The sequence below is a fragment of the Gemella sp. oral taxon 928 genome, assembly GCF_001553915.1.
Classification (GTDB): Bacteria; Bacillota; Bacilli; order Staphylococcales; family Gemellaceae; genus Gemella; species Gemella massiliensis.
This window is the reverse complement of sequence record NZ_CP014233.1, coordinates 1,163,621-1,181,866: the sequence shown is the minus strand read 5'-3', so window position 1 is coordinate 1,181,866 and position 18,246 is coordinate 1,163,621. Positions and strand designations below refer to the sequence as shown.

Here is an 18,246-nt window from a genome sequence, read left to right as displayed (position 1 = left end):
TTTAATTATAAAGGTTTTAATTTATAACTCAAAAGTAAAATTTGAAAAAATTAAAAAAACAAGGTAAAATAGAGAGTACAGTAATTATATGCAGTAAGGAGTTTAGAAATGACTAATATTTTAATTTTCGGACATAAAAATCCAGATACAGATTCGATTTGTTCAGCGGTAGTCTACAATAACATAAAAAGAATTCAAGGAATGGATACTGAAGCGGTTCGTTTAGGTGAATTAAATGATGAAACAAAATACGCATTAGAATATTTTAATGTAAGAACACCGCGTTTAATATCTGAGGTATCAGAAGGGCAAAATGTAATTTTAGTTGATCATAATGAGTTTCAACAGTCAGCGAACGGAATAGAAAAAGCTGTTATTCGTGAAGTAATTGATCATCACCGTATTGCAAATTTTGAAACATCAGGGCCGTTATATTATAGAGCGGAGCCGTTAGGTTGTACCGGGACTATTCTAAAAAAAATATATGAAGAGCAAAGTGTTCATATAGATAAGCAAATGGCAGGTTTGATGTTATCAGCAATTATATCAGATTCATTACTTTTTAAATCTCCAACATGTACACTGCGTGACAGAATTGCAGCAGAAGAATTGGCAAGTATTGCTGAAGTAAATTTAGAAGAGTACGGATTAGCCATGCTGAAAGCCGGTGCATCAACAAAAGATAAAGAGGCACAAACTTTAATTTCATCAGATGCAAAGGAATTTATTTTAGGGGAAGATAAGTTGGTGATTGCTCAAATAAATACCGTTGACGCAAAAGAAGTTGTGGAACGTCAAATTGAATTAACGGAAACAATTAATAAAGAAATATCAAAAAGAGGATTGTCAGCTTTTGTTTTCGTTATTACCAATATTTTAACATCAAACTCTGAGGTTCTTGTTCTTGGTGATAAAAAAGATAAAGTGGCAAATGCCTTTGAAAAAGTGTTAACTAATGACCTGATGACATTAGAAGGTGTAGTTTCTCGTAAAAAACAGGTAGTACCGCAAATTACAGAAGAATTTACGAAATAATTTATAATAATATAGAGTAGGAGTAGGACTGATTGTAAAGTGGATAATGTTTTCTTGATAATCATCTCCGACTCCTGCTTATATTTTAAAGTTTAATTTTAATAATAAGAGGAAAATGAATGAAAGAAAGAAAATCATTTGTATGGAATTTTGTAAAAAGTATTGTCATAAACTTTTTAATAGTGCTTGCTTTTTCAGGGCTTTTTGGTAATAGTTTACGAATAGAAAAACCGATTTATGGATTTGTTGGGGCAGTATTAATTACTTTGTTGTATATGTTCATCCGCCCGCTATTATTTATGTTAAGTATTATACCGATTATTATGACATTTGGTATTTTTATTGTTTTTATTAACGCATTTTTAATAACGTTGGTTTCGTATTTATTGGCACCACGTTTTGAAATTAGTTCATTTGCTTCAGCATTATTTTTAGCTGTATTTATATCGTTATTTAATATGTTTTTAAATAGTAATGATAGAAAAATAATTATTAAAAAATTTTAATATAGGAGATAATTTTATGAAAGAATTAACAACTAAGGATTTAGTAGATAAGCTGAATTTAGAAATTATTAGCGGTGATAAAGGACTGGATCGTAAAATTATTTCTGATGAATTATCACGTCCAGCACTGCAATTAGCAGGATATTTTTCTTATTATTCTCCACAGCGTATTCAAATATTAGGGACGAGTGAATTATCATTTTTTAAATTAGTTGCAGATATAGAAAAAAAATCACGAATGCGAATGCTTTGTACACGTATTACACCTTGCATTATTGTAACCCGCGGTTTAAATGTTCCGAAAGAATTAATAGAAGCCTCTAATAAATATGATACACCGGTACTTCGTAGTAAAAATGATACTACAAAAGTTATGGGGAGCATTTCTAATTATCTTCAAAAGGAATTTGCCCCTACTATATCTATTCACGGTGTTTTTATTGAAGTATATGGTATCGGGGTGCTTATTACAGGGGAGAGTGGTATTGGTAAGAGTGAAATTGCCCTTGAACTTATTAAACGTGGGCATAGATTAATAGCAGATGATAGGGTTGATATCAAAGAATTGGAAAAAGATTATTTAATCGGTAATTGTGAATCTACCCTTATAAAACATTTGTTGGAAATTCGTGGGTTAGGAATTATAAATGTTATGACTTTATTTGGAACAGGGGCAGTAAGAAGTGATAAAAGATTGCAGCTTAATATCCACTTGGAAACATGGAATGAAGCTAAGCAATATGATCGTATAGGTTTAAGTGATGAATATAAAGAAATTTTAAATTCCAAAATTGAGAAAAAAACTATTCCGGTACGACCGGGTAGAAACGTGGCGATTATTATAGAATCGGCAGCGATGAATTACAGATTGAATAAAATGGGAATAAATACTGCTGAGGAATTTACTAATCGCCTTGAAGAAGAAATAAGAAAAAAAAATATAAGAAATAGTAAGGGGGAATAATATGACCGTAAATTATATTAATCCAATAGCATTTCATTTATTTTCAAAACCGGTATATTGGTATGGAATAATAATAGCAACTACGGTGCTGATAGCGTATTTAATGGCAGAAAAAGAAGCAACCAAACGAGGTTTGCCTAATGAAATAATGTTGGATTTATTATTAAGGATGTTGCCGGTAGCATTTATTTTTGCGAGATTATATTACGTCGTTTTTAGATGGGATAATTACTCTAAAAATCCCGGTGAAATAATTGCCATTTGGGATGGCGGTATTGCTATTTATGGTGGTTTAATAGGTGGATTTTTAGTGCTATATTTTTTTGCAAAAAAAAGAAATATAAAGATTATAAAATTGTTGGATATAATAGCTCCAAGTTTGTTGATCGGACAAGCGTTGGGAAGATGGGGGAATTTCTTTAACCATGAGGCGTTTGGTGGAATAGTTACAAGAAAATATCTTCAGGATAGACTAATACCGAATTTTATTATAGAAAATATGTATATAGACGGTGCATATCGACAACCGACATTTTTATACGAAAGTTTATGGTGTGTTGTGGCGTTAATAATTTTATTGGTGGTGAGAAATAAATTATCACAGAGTGAAGTTTTTGTGGGATATTTAATTTTATATGGAACAGAGAGATTTATTGTAGAGGGTATGAGAACAGATTCGCTATATTTAGGGATGTTTAGAATATCTCAAGTTCTTTCGCTGGTATTTGTTATAGGAAGTTTGATATACTTAGTATTACTCAATACAAAGTATAAAGATAAGAAAATTTTGTATATAAATTCTTAAAGAAGGTGTAAAGTATGACAGAAAAAACCTATGATGTAATAATAGTAGGAGCAGGACCTGCGGGGATGACAGCTTCTATTTATGCAGGGAGAGCAAACTTATCCGTATTAATGTTGGAAAGAAAATATCCCGGTGGACAGATGTTATCTACTGAAGAAATAGAAAATTATACCGGTTTTGAGCAAATAACCGGCCCGGAATTATCGGAAAAAATGTTTGAACATTCTAAAAAATTTGGAACAGAATTTGCTTTTGGAAATATTACAGAAATTAAAGAAAAAGATGGGTTAAAATATTTAACGACAGATGAAAAAACTTATATTTCAAAAACCGTAATTATTGCTACCGGTTCAGAACATAAAACATTGGGAATTCCGGGAGAAGAACTTTTTTCAGGAAAAGGAGTTAGCTACTGTGCTGTTTGTGACGGGGCATTTTTCAAAAATAAGAATGTTGTAGTAATCGGTGGCGGCGATTCTGCGATCGAAGAGGCGTTATATTTATCAAACTTGGTTGGCAAAGTAACTATAATTCATCGAAGAGATAAATTACGTGCTCAGAAAATTTTACAAGATAGAGCTTTTGCAAGAAAGAATATTGAATTCGTTTGGGATAGTATTCCTTTGGAAATAAAAGGAGAACGTAAAGTATCGTCAATAGAATTAAAAAATGTGAAAACAGGAGAGAAAACTTCCTTAGAAGCAGATGGTATCTTTATCTATGTTGGAATGTTACCGCAAACCGCAGATTTTTTACAGCTGGGAATTACTAATGAAGTTGGATATATTCCGACAAAGGAAAATCTTGAAACAAGGGTTGCTGGGATATTTGCGGCAGGTGACGTTAGGGTAAAAGATATTCGTCAAGTAGTAACCGCTACGGCAGATGGTGCTATAGCAGCACAAAGTGCATATAGTTACATAGAAAATTTATAATAAAAGAAAATTAACCGTAAGATTAATTACGGTTAATTTTTTAACAAAATTTTATTTTTTCAAAAATTATTTCGGTAGCTTCTGAAAAGGCAGCTACCTCATTTTGAGTAAATCTATTGAATAGTGTTGAATCAATATCCAACAAAGCAACTACTTTGTTATTTTTTAAAATAGGTATAACAAGTTCACTGTTAGATGCACTATCACATGCTATATGACCGGGAAAATTATGAACATTTTCAATATATACGGTATTTTTTGTAGTAAAACAATGACCGCACACACCTTTATTAAAAGGAATTCTGGTACAGGCAACTTTTCCTTGAAAAGGACCGAGAACTAAGTTGTTTTGAACAGAATCAACTAAATAAAAACCAACCCAATTTGTGTCAGGGAGATATTCCTTGTAAAAAGCAGAAAGATTAGAAAGGTTGGTAATCAGATTACTTTCATTTGCTATTAATGCACTTGCTTGTTCGATAAATAAATTTTTGTTATTAACAATATTCATAAATAAAACCTCCACAAAATTTACTTTATTATCGCATAAGTCGATTAAAAAATAAAGAGAAATATATAGAATAACAATATTTCAAAAAATATAATTATTTGACAATGATATAGTTTTATTATATTATTTTAAGTATAAATTTTAAAAACGGTGATTAAGACGGTATATGGTGTATTTCTAACAGGGAGCAACTTTTTAACTGAAAGGGTTGTATTAATATAGTGTATATTTTCAGCTTATGAGTAATTGTATAAGTAATAGTTATGAGTACAATCGGCTAGTGTCCGTTATGCACTTTAAATATAAGGAAGCTTATTGTAGCTTCGAATTTGGGTGGTACCACGATATATTCGTCCCTAGGGTGAGAAAACTCTAAGGGATTTTTTATTTTAGATAAGTTATATCTATAATGTAATTTTAGGAGGAGATAATATGTCTTTATTAGAAAATATAAAAAGAGAATACATTGAATTAGTAAAAGTAGTTTCTGATGAAAAATCTTTATATGAACTTAAAGTCAAATTTTTAGGTAAAAAAGGGCAGTTAACCGAGGTTATGAAGAGAGCGAAAGACTTAGCCCCTGAAGAACGCCCGTCTTTTGGAAAAAGTGTTAATGAGGTAAAAAATTACATTAATCAGAGTATTGAAGAAACACGTAAGGAAATTGAAGAGCGAGCGTTGGAATTAAAGTTGGCGAGTGAAGAAATTGATGTGACATTACCAAGTAAAAAAATAGAACTTGGTGGTGTAAATCCTTTAAATAAAATTATTGAAGAAATAGAAGAAATTTTTATTTCAATGGGATATGCTATTGCAGAGGGGCCGGAAGTAGAAACGGATAAATTTAATTTTGAGATGTTAAATCTGCCGAAAGATCATCCGGCACGTGATATGCAAGATTCGTTTTATATCACCGATGAACTTCTGATGCGTACACAAACATCACCGGTACAAGCACGTGAAATGCTTAAGGCGAATGGTAAAGGACCTGTGAAAATTATTTGTCCCGGTAAAGTATTTAGACGTGATAATGATGATGCAACACATTCTCATCAATTTACACAAATTGAAGGATTAGTAGTTGATAAAAATATTACATTTAGTGATTTAAAAGGAACATTGGAACATTTTATTCAGGCAATTTTTGGAAAAAATAAAAAAATACGTTTACGTCCAAGTTTTTTCCCATTTACAGAGCCATCGGTTGAAGTTGATGTATCGTGGGGAAATGAAGATGATGAAGAAAATATTAAATGGTTAGAAATTCTTGGAGCAGGTATGGTTCATCCTAATGTGCTTAAGATGGCAGGTTTCGATCCGGAATTGTATACCGGTTTTGCATTTGGTATGGGACCGGAGCGAGTAGCAATGTTGAAATATGGAATTAGTGATATTAGAAATTTCTATACAAATGATGTTAGATTTTTGAAACAATTTAATAGTGATAGAAATGATTAATGGAGGTAGATGATGTTAGTAAGTTATAATTGGTTAAAACAATATATAGATATTAAAGATAGTGCGCAAGATCTGGCAGAAAAGATTACACGAGGTGGAATTGAGGTAGAAGGTGTAGAATACTTAGCAGAAAATATTTCTAATGTTGTTGTAGGTTATGTAAAATCAAAAGAAAAACATCCGGATGCTGAAAAATTAAATGTTTGCACAGTTGATGTTGGAGAAAAAGAAGATTTACAAATTGTCTGTGGTGCGCCGAATGTGAAAGCAGGACAATATGTGATAGTAGCTAAAATCGGTGCAAAATTACCGGGTATTAAAATTAAAAAAGCAAAATTACGTGGTGTGGAATCTCAGGGAATGATTTGCTCACTAAAAGAACTTGGTTTAAACCAAAGTGTTGTACCGAAAAAGTATCAAGATGGTATTTATATTTTTGAAACAGAACAAAAACTAGGAAGTGATGTAGTAGAAGTTTTGGGATTAAATGATTATATTTTGGATCTCTCTATTACACCAAATAGAGCAGATGCATTGAGTATGCGCGGTTTGACTTATGAACTCGGTGCTTTATATAATCAAACGGTTAAATTTAATGATAAAAAATACGAAGAAAATACTACTGATACCAACTTAAAAGTGTCAATCCAAAGTGAAAATTGTATAAATTATTTAGCACAGATTGTAAATAATATTACAGTAGTTGATTCGCCATTATGGTTACAAACATGTTTAATGAATTCGGGTATTAGACCAATTAATAATATTGTGGATATAACAAATTATGTTCTGTTAGAATTTGGACAACCAATGCACGCTTTTGATAAGAAATTAACCGGAGACAATATTGTAGTACGTGATGCTGAGGTAGGAGAAATTTTAAAAACTTTAGATAATGTTGAAAGAAAATTACAAAAGGATGATCTAGTTATAACTGACGGTATAAAACCCATCGCATTAGGAGGAGTAATGGGTGGGAAAAATACTGAAGTAAACGGCAATACAACAAGTATTATTTTAGAATCAGCTTATTTTAATCCTATTACCGTTCGCAAAACTTCTGCATACCATGGTTTAAGAAGTGATTCTTCTGCACGTTTCGAAAAGGGCATTGATATTAATATACAAAAAGTCGCATTACAAAGAGCAACCGAGTTAATTTTAGAGCTATGTCCGGAAGCTACAATAGAAACAATTGTGGGAGAAGCAAAAACACTTAGCGATAAAGAAATAATAATTACCGAAAATTATATTAATGATTATTTAGGAATAGAGTTATCTAAAGAAAAAATTATTAATATTTTACAAAGTTTGAGCTTCAATGTGGAAAAAATAGAAGATTATCTATTGGTAAAAATTCCGACAAGAAGACCGGATATTACAATTAAGCAAGATTTAGTAGAAGAAATAATCAGAATATACGGTTATGATAATTTAGCGTCTACATTACCTAAATTTTCTAAAACAACACGAGGAGGTTTAACTTATAGTCAACGAGCGGTAAGAGATTTAAGAAAAATTTTTGTAACATTAGGATTTAATGATACAATTAACTATTCGTTAGTATCCGAAAAGGAAAGCACAGAATTTACGTTAGAAGATCACCATAAGGTAAAATTACTTATGCCTATGACGGAAACACATTCAACATTACGTCAAAGTCTTGTACCGGGATTATTAAATGCAACAGCATATAATGTAGCTCGTAAGCAGAAAAATCTGAAAATTTTGGAAATAGGGAAAGTTTTCTTTGGTAGCGGTGACGATAATATTCAGCCAACTGAAAAGTTATATCTATCAGCAGCGTTAACAGGAGTAGAACACTCTACAAAATGGTTAAAAGAAGAAAAGGAAATAGATTTTTACAGTGCCAAAGGATATTTAGAAACTATTTTTGAAAGATTAGGATTAGTAGAAAAAATTTCTTACAAATCAGTTAAATTGAAAAATATGCATCCCGGAAGAACGGCGGAAATGTATCTTGGAGAAAAGAGATTAGGTTTTATCGGAGAAATTCATCCTGCGTATGCCGGAGATAAAGGTTTAAATAAAACTTATGTTTTTGAAATAAATTTAGAAGAAATTATTTCAGAGAAAAAAGTTAAACCACTTTATGAAGAAGTAACTAAATATCCGGAAATCACTCGTGATGTAGCAATGCTTGTAGATAACAAAGATGAATATGCAAATATATATTCGGTAATTGAAAATGTAAATAGCAAACTTATTACTAATATAGAATTATTTGACTTATATGAGGGATTAGAGCTTCTTACGGGGAAAAAATCTATAGCACTTACGTTAACTTATAGTGATAAAGAAAAAACTTTAACTGATGAAGAAGTGACAGAAGCTCATGAAAAAGTATTAGATGCTTTAAGTAACTATGGAGCAATCATAAGATAGGAGAATGCTTATGGTATTGAAAATTTTATTGTTATGTATATCGGCTTATCTTATCGGTGCGATTCCCTTTGCACTAATAGTGGGAAAAGTATTTTACAATGTTGATATTAGGACTATGGGTAGTGGTAATCTCGGGACGACAAATACTTTTAGGTGTCTTGGAAAAAAAGCAGGAATTATTGTTTTTGTAATGGATGTTGTAAAAGGAATAATCGCAATTTTTATCCCTACACTCGTTATAGGCAGAGTAGAATATTTATCGATATTCGGAGCACTTGCAATGATAGGACATGTATTTCCTATTTTCGCAAATTTTCGTGGAGGCAAAGCGGTGGCAACAGGATCGGGAGTATTTATATTTTTGTATCCATTTTTAAGTATGGTTATGATTGTAATATTTTTCGCTACAATATTTTTAACCGGTTATGTATCATTGGGCAGTATTTTAATATGTTTAATGTCAATAATTTATTTATCTATTTTTGAAGTCGGAATAGATAAGTATATAATGATAACAATGTGTATTTTTGTTATCTATATGCACAAAAAAAATATAAAAAGACTTTTGAACGGAACGGAGAGTAAATCAAAATTAAAAATAGGTGGAAAAAATGACAGAAATAATTAGTGGAACAAGTTTAGCAAAACGATTAAGAGAAGAAATAAAACAAGAAGTAGGGATTTTAAGAGAAAAAAATATTGAACCAACTCTAGCGGTAGTTATAGTAGGAAATAATAAAGCTTCTCTTAGCTATGTCAATTTTAAACATAAGGCATGTTTAGAAAATAATATAAAGTCTATAAAAGTAGAACTTGATGAAAATATTACAACAGAAGAGTTACTTAATGAAATAAATAAATTGAATAATGATAATACAATAAATGGTATTTTAGTTCAGTTACCATTGCCACAAAGTATTGATGAAGAAAAAATTTTAAATGCTATAAATCCGGAAAAAGACGTTGATGGATTTCATCCGATAAATGTAGGAAAATTAGTGGCCGGGTCTGCTGAGTTAATTCCCTGCACACCGCTCGGAATTATGGAGATGATTAAGTCAACCGGTGAAATAATAGAGGGGAAATTAGCACTGGTAATTGGAAGAAGTAACATTGTCGGGAAACCTGTTTCTACTTTATTACTACAGGAAAATGCAACCGTGATTACAGCACATTCAAAGACAAAAAAATTAGAAACTTTAATAGAGAATGCTGATATAATAGTTTGTTGTGTAGGGAAAGCACATTTTTTATCAGGAAACGAAAAAGTAAAAGAGAATTGTATTATTATTGATGTAGGAAATAATTATATTAATGGAAAATTAGTTGGTGATGTTAATTTAGAAAAATTTATAGGTAAGGTGGCTTATATTTCGCCGGTACCGGGAGGAGTAGGGCCGTTAACAATAACAATGTTAATGAGAAATACACTGATAGCAACACATAAAATGAATAAATAAGGATAAAATGGATTGATTTAAAAACTAATAGTTCCAACAAAATTATTTATTGGTAGCTGGATGTAGGTGTATATTGATTTAGGTTTATTTTAAAGAAATTTATTCAAATTTATTGAATTGGGAGCAACTTTACAAAATCGAGATTTAACGAAATCATGATTTTTGAATTGCTCTCTTTTTATTTGTAGTGTTAAAAATAAAAAACCACTTATTCCAAATTAGAACAAAGTAGTTTTTAAACGTTTAATTATTTAGCTAAGTTTGATTTGTATCTGGCAGCTGTATTTTTATGAATTAGGTTAGTTTTAGCAGCTTTATCAATTTTTTTATAAGCAAGGTTTACTAACTCTGCAGTGTTAGCAGCACCTTCAGCTTTAGCAGCTTTAGCTTTTTTAATAGCTGTACGCATTTCTGATTTTTTAGCAGTATTGCTAGCATTTGTTTTAGCGTCTTTTCTCACACTTAGAACTGATGATTTAATGTTTGGCATACGATTCACCTCCTGCAATGAATTTTTTATTACTAAGAAATATTAATTAATATTCTTAATTACAATGAATTAAGTGTTGCTAAAAGCAACTACCTAATTTTAACATAACAAAGAGTTAAATGCAATATATTTTTAAGTTTTTTATGAGTAGGTTAGAAAAATTTGTTGTTTTTTATATTTTGTATTGACTAATGAGATAGATAATGTTACCATATAAAACATTGGTAATTATTTTGTTATCATAGAAATTTTATAATAAAGATGTTTGAGAGATCCATCTATAAAAAAAACTGTGGTAAACACTGATTTCTCATTTCAGTGTTTTATTTTTTTCTCTTGAGCAGGATAAGGAGTTTTTATATGAGAGATAATAAGGTTAGAATATTAACGATACAAGCATTAATAACAGCGATTTATGTTGTACTTACAGTAGTTGTTGCACCTTTTTCTTATGGTGCTATACAGTTTAGAATTAGTGAATCGTTATCTCAGCTAGTAGTGTTCAGTAAAAAATATTGGTTTCCAATTACATTAGGTGTAGCCGTAGCAAATATTTTCAGTCCGCTCGGTATTGTTGATGTATTTTTCGGTACCCTTGGTACAGGATTAGCACTATTAATAAGTGTCTTTGTATTCAAATTTATAAAAAGCAGATATGTAAGACATATTATGAATATCATTTTATATTTGATAATTTGCATGCCGATTATCGCTTATGAAATTACTATTTTTAGTGGTAATAATTCAACACGAGTACCATTTGAATTTGGGGTATTTTCCTCAATCTATGTTTCATTATTATTATCTCAGGTAGTTGTGATGATTATCGGTATTGTAATAACAGAAGCATTAAATAAAGTAATAGATCTAAAGAAAGTTTTTGAATAATAAATTTAACGGTCAAGTAATTTTATACCACTTTTTAAATTTGTTTAATTTATTTAAGAAAAAAGTGATAACTTGACTGTTTTTTATTCAATAAAAAATTTTTTTTTGTTATTGACACTAACGTTACGTTATAATGTAAACTATATATATCAGCTGGTAAAAAACAAACACTAGGAGGTGGATATGTACACAATAGGAGAAATGTCAAAAATTTCCGGTGTTAGTGTTAGAACACTGCATTATTATGATGAAATAGGTTTGCTGTCACCAATTAAAGAAAAGAATGGTTATCGCAAGTACAGTGAGAAAGAATTAGATAAGTTACAACAGATTATGTTTTACAAGTGTTTAAAGTTTTCTTTGCATGATATAATGAATATTTTAAATGGTAACGTTGATCACATGGAAATTTTAATCAGACAACGAGAACTAATAAAAAAGGAAAAGTATCGTTTTGATCAGTTGCTTAAAACGATTGATAAAACAATAGAACATATAAAAGGAGAAAAGATGATGACTGTAGAGGAAAAATTTGTAGGTTTTAGACATGAAGATTTAGAGAAGTATGAAGAACGTGCAATGGAAAAGTATGGTAAAGAAGTGATAAAAGAAGCAAAAAGACGAAGAGGCGGCGTTGAAAATATAGCTAATGAAGAGTTTAATAATGTGTTTAAAACATTAGCTAAATATAAAGCAGATGGTTTAAGTGTTGATGATAAAAAAGTACAAGAAGAGATTGATAAACTATATAATCATATAAATAAATATGGATTTGATTGTACATTAGAAGTATTTTCTCTTATAGGAAAAGGCTATGCGCAAAATCCGGAATTTAGAAATAATATTAATAAATTTGGAGCGGGCGTAGCAGAATTTACGAGTGAAGCAATAGAATATTATTATGAAAAAACTAATTAATTGATTGATAGATTGTAATTTTCGATGATAGGTAACTGATAAATTCAAAAATTTTTAATAAATCTATTGACAAAATTTAAAATATATACTACACTAATAAGGTCAGTTTAAATGTACCGTAGACAGTAGGGGGAGCAATCCTTAATTAGCCTACCGAGGACAAAAATTCGAAAAGAAACTTATGTGCCTTTTTGTATGTTCTCGCATACAAAAAGGTATTTTATTGGTACTGGGATTGATAAATCTACTTAGGAGGAAGTTCAATGTCAAAAGCTATTGAGAAAAAACAAGAGTTAGTTAACCAAATTGCTGAAGAAATTAAAGCTAGTTCATCAGTTGTTATTGCTGACTACCGTGGTTTAAATGTTGCAGAAGTAACAGAACTGCGTAATAATATGCGTAACGAAGGTTTAACTTTTAAAGTTTATAAAAACTCACTAGTTCGTCGTGCTATGAAAGAAGCCGGCGTTGAGGGGTTAGATGAAGTTCTAACAGGACCGAACGCATTTGCTTTTTCAACAGACGATGTCGTAGCGCCTGCCAGAGTTTTAAATGATTTCGCTAAAGAACATGAAAACTTGGAACTTAAAGCCGGTGTTATAGAAGGAAAAGTTGCAGATTATTCAGAAATTAAAGCTATTGCCGCATTACCAAGCCGCGATGGGTTACTTTCTATGTTGCTATCTGTATTGACAGCGCCAATGCGCAATACTGCTTTAGTTGTTAAAGCTGTAGCAGACCAAAAAGCTGAACAAGAAGCTTAATAAAAAATTAAAACATAATTAAAATCGGAGGAAATTTATAATGACTAAAGAACAAATTTTAGATGCTATTAAAGAAATGTCAGTTTTAGAATTAAACGACCTAGTAAAAGCAATTGAAGAAGAATTCGGGGTAACTGCTGCTGCACCTGTAGCTGTAGCTGGAGCTGCTGTAGCCGGAGCTGCTGAAGAAAAAACTGAGTTTGATGTAGTATTAACATCAGCTGGTGATTCAAAAATAAAAGTAATTAAAGTTGTTCGTGAAATCACAGGCGACGGATTAAAAGAAGCTAAAGAAAAAGTTGATGGTGCACCGTCAGTTGTTAAAGAAGGAGCTTCTAAAGAAGAAGCTGAAGAAATTAAAGCTAAATTAGAAGAAGTTGGAGCTTCTGTAGAAGTTAAATAATTTCTAAATTATTAAGTAGATAAAAAATAGATAGATGTAAATAAACAATAATATTCTATTTGAGAATATTTGATACGATGATAATAACAAAAATAGTATATCTCAAGTGTTTTACTTTGAGGTATGCTATTTTCTTGATTGAAGGAGTATTTATAATGGAGCATTATTATACTAACAATCCGACAACAAATAGTTGCGAGAAAATTATATATTCTGAAATTAATAATACTAAATTAAAATTTTATACAGATAATGGGGTATTTTCAAAAGATAATATAGATTTTGGAACTCGGAGTTTGCTGGAGAGTTTTTTCAGCAAAAAATTAGACGTAAAAGTAGCTGATATCGGTTGTGGTTACGGTGTTATATCTATTTATCTGGCGAAAAAAAATCCAACTTACACATTTACTATGGTAGATGTAAATAATAGAAGTCTTGAATTAGCTAAAAAAAACATTGAATTAAATAAAGTGATAAACAAAATAGAAGTAATAGAAAGTAGTTCTTTCGATAATGTAAAAGATATCTTTGATATAGTTATTACTAATCCTCCTATAAGAGCCGGAAAGCAAATTGTTCATAAAATTATGGAAGATAGTTATAATCATTTAGTAATAGCCGGAGAATTGTGGGTTGTAATACAAAAAAAACAAGGGATGGCAAGTTGTAAAAAATTACTTGAAGAATTATTTTCTAATGTAGAGATTATTAGTAAAAATAAAGGATATTACATTTTAAAAGCAGTAAAATAATTGACAATTTACTATGATTATGATAAAATGGTGAATTGCAAGTAATTCTATTTTAGCATAATAGAGTTATATAAAATTATATAAGAAGAAAGAGAAAATGTATAATATTTTCTTTTTAGTTTATAAGAGAAATACTAAGAGGTGACACAGTTGCAAAAAGTTAAATTTGGTAAGCACAGACAAAGACGTAGCTATGCGAGAATTTCAGAAGTAATCGATTTACCAGACTTAATAGAAATTCAAACGTTATCTTATGAGAAATTTTTAGAAACCGGTTTAAAAGAAGTTTTTAGAGATGTTTCTCCAATTGAAGGTAATAATGAAAAATTAAGTTTAGAATTTATTGATTATAAACTTGGAACTCCTAAGTATAATGTTGATGAATCAAAAGAACGTGATGCTACATATTCAGCACCACTACGTGTAAGAGTTCGTTTGATTAATAAAGAACGTGATGAAATTAAAGAACAAGAAGTGTTTATGGGTGAACTACCGCTAATGACGGAGACAGGAACATTCATAATAAACGGTGCAGAACGTGTTATCGTTTCACAATTAGTTCGATCACCTTCTGTGTATTTTACGGAAGATGATAAATTAAAGGTAAAAAATATTCCTAATGCATATAAAACAACTGTGATTCCTAACAGAGGAGCTTGGTTGGAATTTGAGAAAGATATTAAAGGTTTGGCATATGCCAGAATAGATAGAACAAGAAAAATTCCGCTAACAACACTTATCAGAGCCTTGGGATTTAATTCGGATGAGGAAATCATCAGATTATTCGGTGAAGATGCTGAGCTTCTTAATACATTGGAAAAAGATGAGAATCAGGATGTCGGGACAGCTTTAAAAGTAATCTATGATAAACTTCGTCCCGGAGAACCCGCGAATGTTGAAACAGCTAAATCTACATTGTATGGACGTTTTTTTGATCCGCGTCGTTATGATTTGGCAAAGGTAGGAAGATATAAACTTAATAATAAACTTCATGTCGCTGAAAGATTAGAAAATCAAATTTTAGTAGAGCCGATTGTTGATACTGAAACAGGTGAAATTTTAGTAGAAAAAGGTATTAAATTGACTCGTGAAATTTTAGATAATATTCATGAGGAATTAGAAACTACAGCTAATATAAGAGAATTTGATATGAATGAATCGCTTGACGGAAGTGACAGTTTAAAATTACAGTTATTTAAAATTGTGAATCAGGTTAAAGTTGGAAATGATTACAATGTTGATGAGTTGACAGCAGATCAAGTATTACATGTTATAGGTAATGCTTCACCGGATAAAGATATTTTAACATTAACTATTGCCGATATTATAGCAAGTATTAATTACTACTTATTATTAATCAGAAATAGAAGAAATGATGATTCGTTTGAGTATGAATTAATAGGTAGGGTTGATGATATTGATCATCTTGGTAATCGTCGACTTCGTTGTATAGGTGAATTACTTCAAAATCAAATTCGTGTCGGTATTTCTCGTATGGAGCGTGTCGTTAGAGAAAGAATGAGTATTCAAGATACTAATGAAATTACACCGCAACAGTTGATAAATGTTAGACCGGTTACTGCGATTATTAAAGAGTTTTTTGGAAGTTCTCAATTATCACAATTTATGGATCAAACCAATCCGTTAAGTGAGCTTACTCACAAACGTAGATTGTCTGCGCTTGGACCTGGTGGTTTAACGAGAGAACGTGCCGGAATGGAAGTTCGTGACGTCCATTATTCTCACTATGGGCGTATGTGCCCGATTGAAACGCCGGAAGGACCAAACATTGGCTTAATTAACTCACTATCTTCATTCGCAAGAATTAATGAGTATGGTTTTATTATGACTCCATATAGAAAAGTAGAAGTTGATAATGAAGGGCGACCTTATGTTACTGAAAATGTTCAATATTTAACAGCAGATCAGGAAGATAAATATGTGGTTGCACAATCTAACTCGAATGTAGATGAAAATGGATATTTCTTAGATGATGAAGTTGTTTGTCGTTTTAGAGGAGATAATACGATTAAACCTAGAGAAATGATGAACTTCATGGATGTATCACCTAAACAGGTAGTATCAGCAGCTACAGCTTGTATTCCATTTTTAGAAAACGACGACTCTAACCGTGCGCTTATGGGTGCAAACATGCAACGTCAAGCGGTACCTTTGATGGTAACTGAAGCACCGTTTGTTGGAACCGGTATGGAGCATTTAGCAGCACGTGATTCAGGAGCAGCAGTTATAGCTAAATATCGTGGTATTGTTGAATATGTGGATGGTGCTAAAATAAAGGTACGACGACTTGAAATTCTTGACGGAAATGAAATTAAAGGTGAGTTAGATACATATATTGTACATAAATTTGTACGTTCTAATCATAGTACATCATATAATCAAAAACCTATTGTTAAAGTAGGAGACAGAGTTGAACCGAAAGATATTCTTGCTGACGGACCATCTATGGATAAAGGAGAATTAGCATTAGGTAAAAACTTAGTGGTAGCATTTGTTAACTGGGACGGGTACAATTATGAAGATGCTGTTATTATGAGCGAACGTCTTGTTAAAGATGATGTTTATACTTCTATTCATTTAGAAGAATATGAAACAGAAGCAAGAGATACAAAACTTGGACCGGAAGAAATCACACGTGAGATACCTAATGTAGGAGAAAATGCTCTTAAAAACTTGGATTCACGCGGTATTATCCGTATAGGTGCGGAAGTAAAAGATGGGGACATTCTTGTCGGTAAAGTAACACCTAAAGGGTTAACAGAACAAACACCGGAAGAAAAACTGTTATACGCAATTTTCGGTGCAAAATCTAAAGAAGTACGTGATACTTCATTGCGTGTGCCACATGGTGCTGACGGAGTAGTAGCGGATGTTAAAATTTTCAAACGTGAAGATGGTGCGGAGTTAGCCAATGGCGTTAACGAATTGGTTAGAGTATTTATTGTTCAAAAACGTAAAATTCGTGTTGGTGATAAAATGGCTGGTCGTCATGGAAATAAAGGGGTTATCTCAAATATTTTACCTGAAGAAGATATGCCTTATTTACCGGATGGGACGCCCGTTGATGTTATGTTAAATCCACTTGGAGTACCGTCACGTATGAACATTGGACAAGTATTAGAACTTCATTTAGGTATGGCGGCTAAACAACTCGGTATCCACGTAGCGACACCGGTGTTTGACGGTGCTAGTGATGATGATGTTTGGTCAACTGTGGCAGAGGCCGGTATGGCAAAAGATGCTAAGACGGTTCTTTATGACGGGCGTACCGGTGAACCGTTTGATAGTCGTGTTTCAGTTGGAGTTATGTATATGATTAAACTTGCTCACATGGTTGATGATAAACTTCATGCACGTTCAATTGGTCCATATTCATTGGTAACGCAACAACCTCTTGGAGGTAAAGCACAATTTGGTGGACAAAGATTTGGTGAGATGGAGGTATGGGCATTAGAAGCATATGGTGCAGCTTATACACTTCAAGAAATCTTGACTTACAAATCAGATGATACGAACGGTCGTATTAAAACTTATGAAGTTATTGTTAAAGGTGAGAATATTCCGCGTCCCGGAGTACCGGAATCGTTCCGTGTTCTTATGAAAGAACTTCAAGCCTTAGGTATGGACTTTAGAGTAATGGATAATGATGATAATGAAGTGGATATGGGTGATATAGACCTAGGCGATACTATAGATTTTCATACAGGTTTAGGACACTTACATGAAAAAAAAGAAGATGAAGTTAAGAATGAAGAAACTGATGAAGATGTAGATATTGATACTGAAGACGAAGAAAATGAGGAAGTTGATGAAAATAGCGGTTATCAATCACTAGCTGACTTATTGCTGTCAAATAATGATGAATATGATGATGTAGAAGATATAGAAGATGAAGAAATCGAAGAAGATTTTGATAATGAAAAATAAAAA

Annotated in this window: 17 protein-coding genes and 1 other annotated feature; of the genes, 15 read left to right on the top strand and 2 right to left on the bottom strand. The window is 31.5% G+C overall.

Annotated features, from left to right (window positions below):
• The first annotated feature begins 108 nt into the window (after positions 1–108).
• From AXE85_RS05295 to trxB, 5 genes are all read left to right on the top strand, one after another.
• Positions 109–1,035 (top strand): manganese-dependent inorganic pyrophosphatase, encoded by a 927-nt coding sequence (locus AXE85_RS05295; RefSeq protein WP_062173675.1) that lies wholly within the window; start codon positions 109–111, stop codon positions 1,033–1,035.
• 119 nt (positions 1,036–1,154) lie between these two features.
• Positions 1,155–1,541: a phage holin family protein gene (locus tag AXE85_RS05290; protein ID WP_062173673.1), complete on the top strand. Its 387-nt coding sequence runs from the start codon at positions 1,155–1,157 to the stop codon at positions 1,539–1,541.
• Between the two features lie 16 nt (positions 1,542–1,557).
• Complete coding sequence (gene hprK, locus AXE85_RS05285) at positions 1,558–2,505, top strand: HPr(Ser) kinase/phosphatase (protein ID WP_021752320.1); 948 nt, start codon at positions 1,558–1,560, stop codon at positions 2,503–2,505.
• A 1-nt stretch (position 2,506) separates the two neighbouring features.
• Positions 2,507–3,310: a prolipoprotein diacylglyceryl transferase gene (lgt, locus tag AXE85_RS05280; RefSeq protein ID WP_062173670.1), complete on the top strand. Its 804-nt coding sequence runs from the start codon at positions 2,507–2,509 to the stop codon at positions 3,308–3,310.
• Positions 3,311–3,324: 14 nt separating this feature from the next.
• Positions 3,325–4,245 carry a thioredoxin-disulfide reductase gene (gene trxB / locus AXE85_RS05275; RefSeq protein WP_062173668.1) on the top strand — a complete coding sequence of 307 codons (921 nt, stop codon included), beginning with the start codon at positions 3,325–3,327 and terminating at the stop codon, positions 4,243–4,245.
• 40 nt (positions 4,246–4,285) lie between these two features.
• On the opposite strand, the gene AXE85_RS05270 is transcribed toward trxB, so the two are convergent.
• Positions 4,286–4,756 carry a GAF domain-containing protein gene (locus tag AXE85_RS05270; protein WP_062173666.1) on the bottom strand — a complete coding sequence of 157 codons (471 nt, stop codon included), beginning with the start codon at positions 4,754–4,756 and terminating at the stop codon, positions 4,286–4,288.
• Between the two features lie 432 nt (positions 4,757–5,188).
• Here AXE85_RS05270 and pheS point away from each other — a divergent pair, with 432 nt between their 5' ends.
• From pheS to AXE85_RS05250, 4 genes are read left to right on the top strand one after another with little or no spacing between them, the layout of a single operon-like run.
• A complete protein-coding gene (gene pheS / locus AXE85_RS05265; protein ID WP_062173664.1) occupies positions 5,189–6,214 on the top strand; it encodes a phenylalanine--tRNA ligase subunit alpha in 1,026 nt (341 codons plus the stop codon).
• 12 nt (positions 6,215–6,226) lie between these two features.
• Positions 6,227–8,620, top strand: coding sequence for a phenylalanine--tRNA ligase subunit beta (gene pheT, locus AXE85_RS05260; RefSeq protein ID WP_062173661.1), 2,394 nt, complete (start codon positions 6,227–6,229; stop codon positions 8,618–8,620).
• Between the two features lie 10 nt (positions 8,621–8,630).
• Positions 8,631–9,248 (top strand): glycerol-3-phosphate 1-O-acyltransferase PlsY, encoded by a 618-nt coding sequence (gene plsY, locus AXE85_RS05255; protein ID WP_062173659.1) that lies wholly within the window; start codon positions 8,631–8,633, stop codon positions 9,246–9,248.
• Positions 9,232–10,080, top strand: coding sequence for a bifunctional 5,10-methylenetetrahydrofolate dehydrogenase/5,10-methenyltetrahydrofolate cyclohydrolase (locus AXE85_RS05250; protein WP_062173656.1), 849 nt, complete (start codon positions 9,232–9,234; stop codon positions 10,078–10,080). Before plsY ends, AXE85_RS05250 begins: the two co-directional genes overlap by 17 nt.
• A gap of 247 nt (positions 10,081–10,327) precedes the next feature.
• On the opposite strand, the gene rpsT is transcribed toward AXE85_RS05250, so the two are convergent.
• On the bottom strand, positions 10,328–10,570 hold the full coding sequence (rpsT, locus tag AXE85_RS05245; protein ID WP_062173654.1) for a 30S ribosomal protein S20: 243 nt from the start codon (positions 10,568–10,570) through the stop codon (positions 10,328–10,330).
• A 360-nt stretch (positions 10,571–10,930) separates the two neighbouring features.
• Here rpsT and AXE85_RS05240 point away from each other — a divergent pair, with 360 nt between their 5' ends.
• From AXE85_RS05240 to rpoB, 6 genes are all read left to right on the top strand, one after another.
• Positions 10,931–11,458, top strand: a complete 528-nt coding sequence (locus AXE85_RS05240) for a QueT transporter family protein (protein WP_062173652.1) — start codon at positions 10,931–10,933, stop codon at positions 11,456–11,458.
• A 183-nt stretch (positions 11,459–11,641) separates the two neighbouring features.
• Positions 11,642–12,376 (top strand): MerR family transcriptional regulator, encoded by a 735-nt coding sequence (locus tag AXE85_RS05235; RefSeq protein WP_062173650.1) that lies wholly within the window; start codon positions 11,642–11,644, stop codon positions 12,374–12,376.
• Between the two features lie 98 nt (positions 12,377–12,474).
• Positions 12,475–12,607, top strand: a sequence feature (ribosomal protein L10 leader region).
• A gap of 32 nt (positions 12,608–12,639) precedes the next feature.
• Positions 12,640–13,140: a 50S ribosomal protein L10 gene (rplJ, locus tag AXE85_RS05230; protein WP_062173648.1), complete on the top strand. Its 501-nt coding sequence runs from the start codon at positions 12,640–12,642 to the stop codon at positions 13,138–13,140.
• A gap of 40 nt (positions 13,141–13,180) precedes the next feature.
• Complete coding sequence (gene rplL, locus AXE85_RS05225) at positions 13,181–13,543, top strand: 50S ribosomal protein L7/L12 (protein ID WP_021752740.1); 363 nt, start codon at positions 13,181–13,183, stop codon at positions 13,541–13,543.
• Positions 13,544–13,698: 155 nt separating this feature from the next.
• Positions 13,699–14,295, top strand: a complete 597-nt coding sequence (locus AXE85_RS05220) for a class I SAM-dependent methyltransferase (protein ID WP_062173646.1) — start codon at positions 13,699–13,701, stop codon at positions 14,293–14,295.
• A 150-nt stretch (positions 14,296–14,445) separates the two neighbouring features.
• The gene (gene rpoB, locus AXE85_RS05215) at positions 14,446–18,243 is read left to right on the top strand and encodes a DNA-directed RNA polymerase subunit beta (protein WP_062173645.1); all 3,798 of its coding nucleotides are present in this window, start codon (positions 14,446–14,448) and stop codon (positions 18,241–18,243) included.
• Positions 18,244–18,246: the final 3 nt, after the last annotated feature.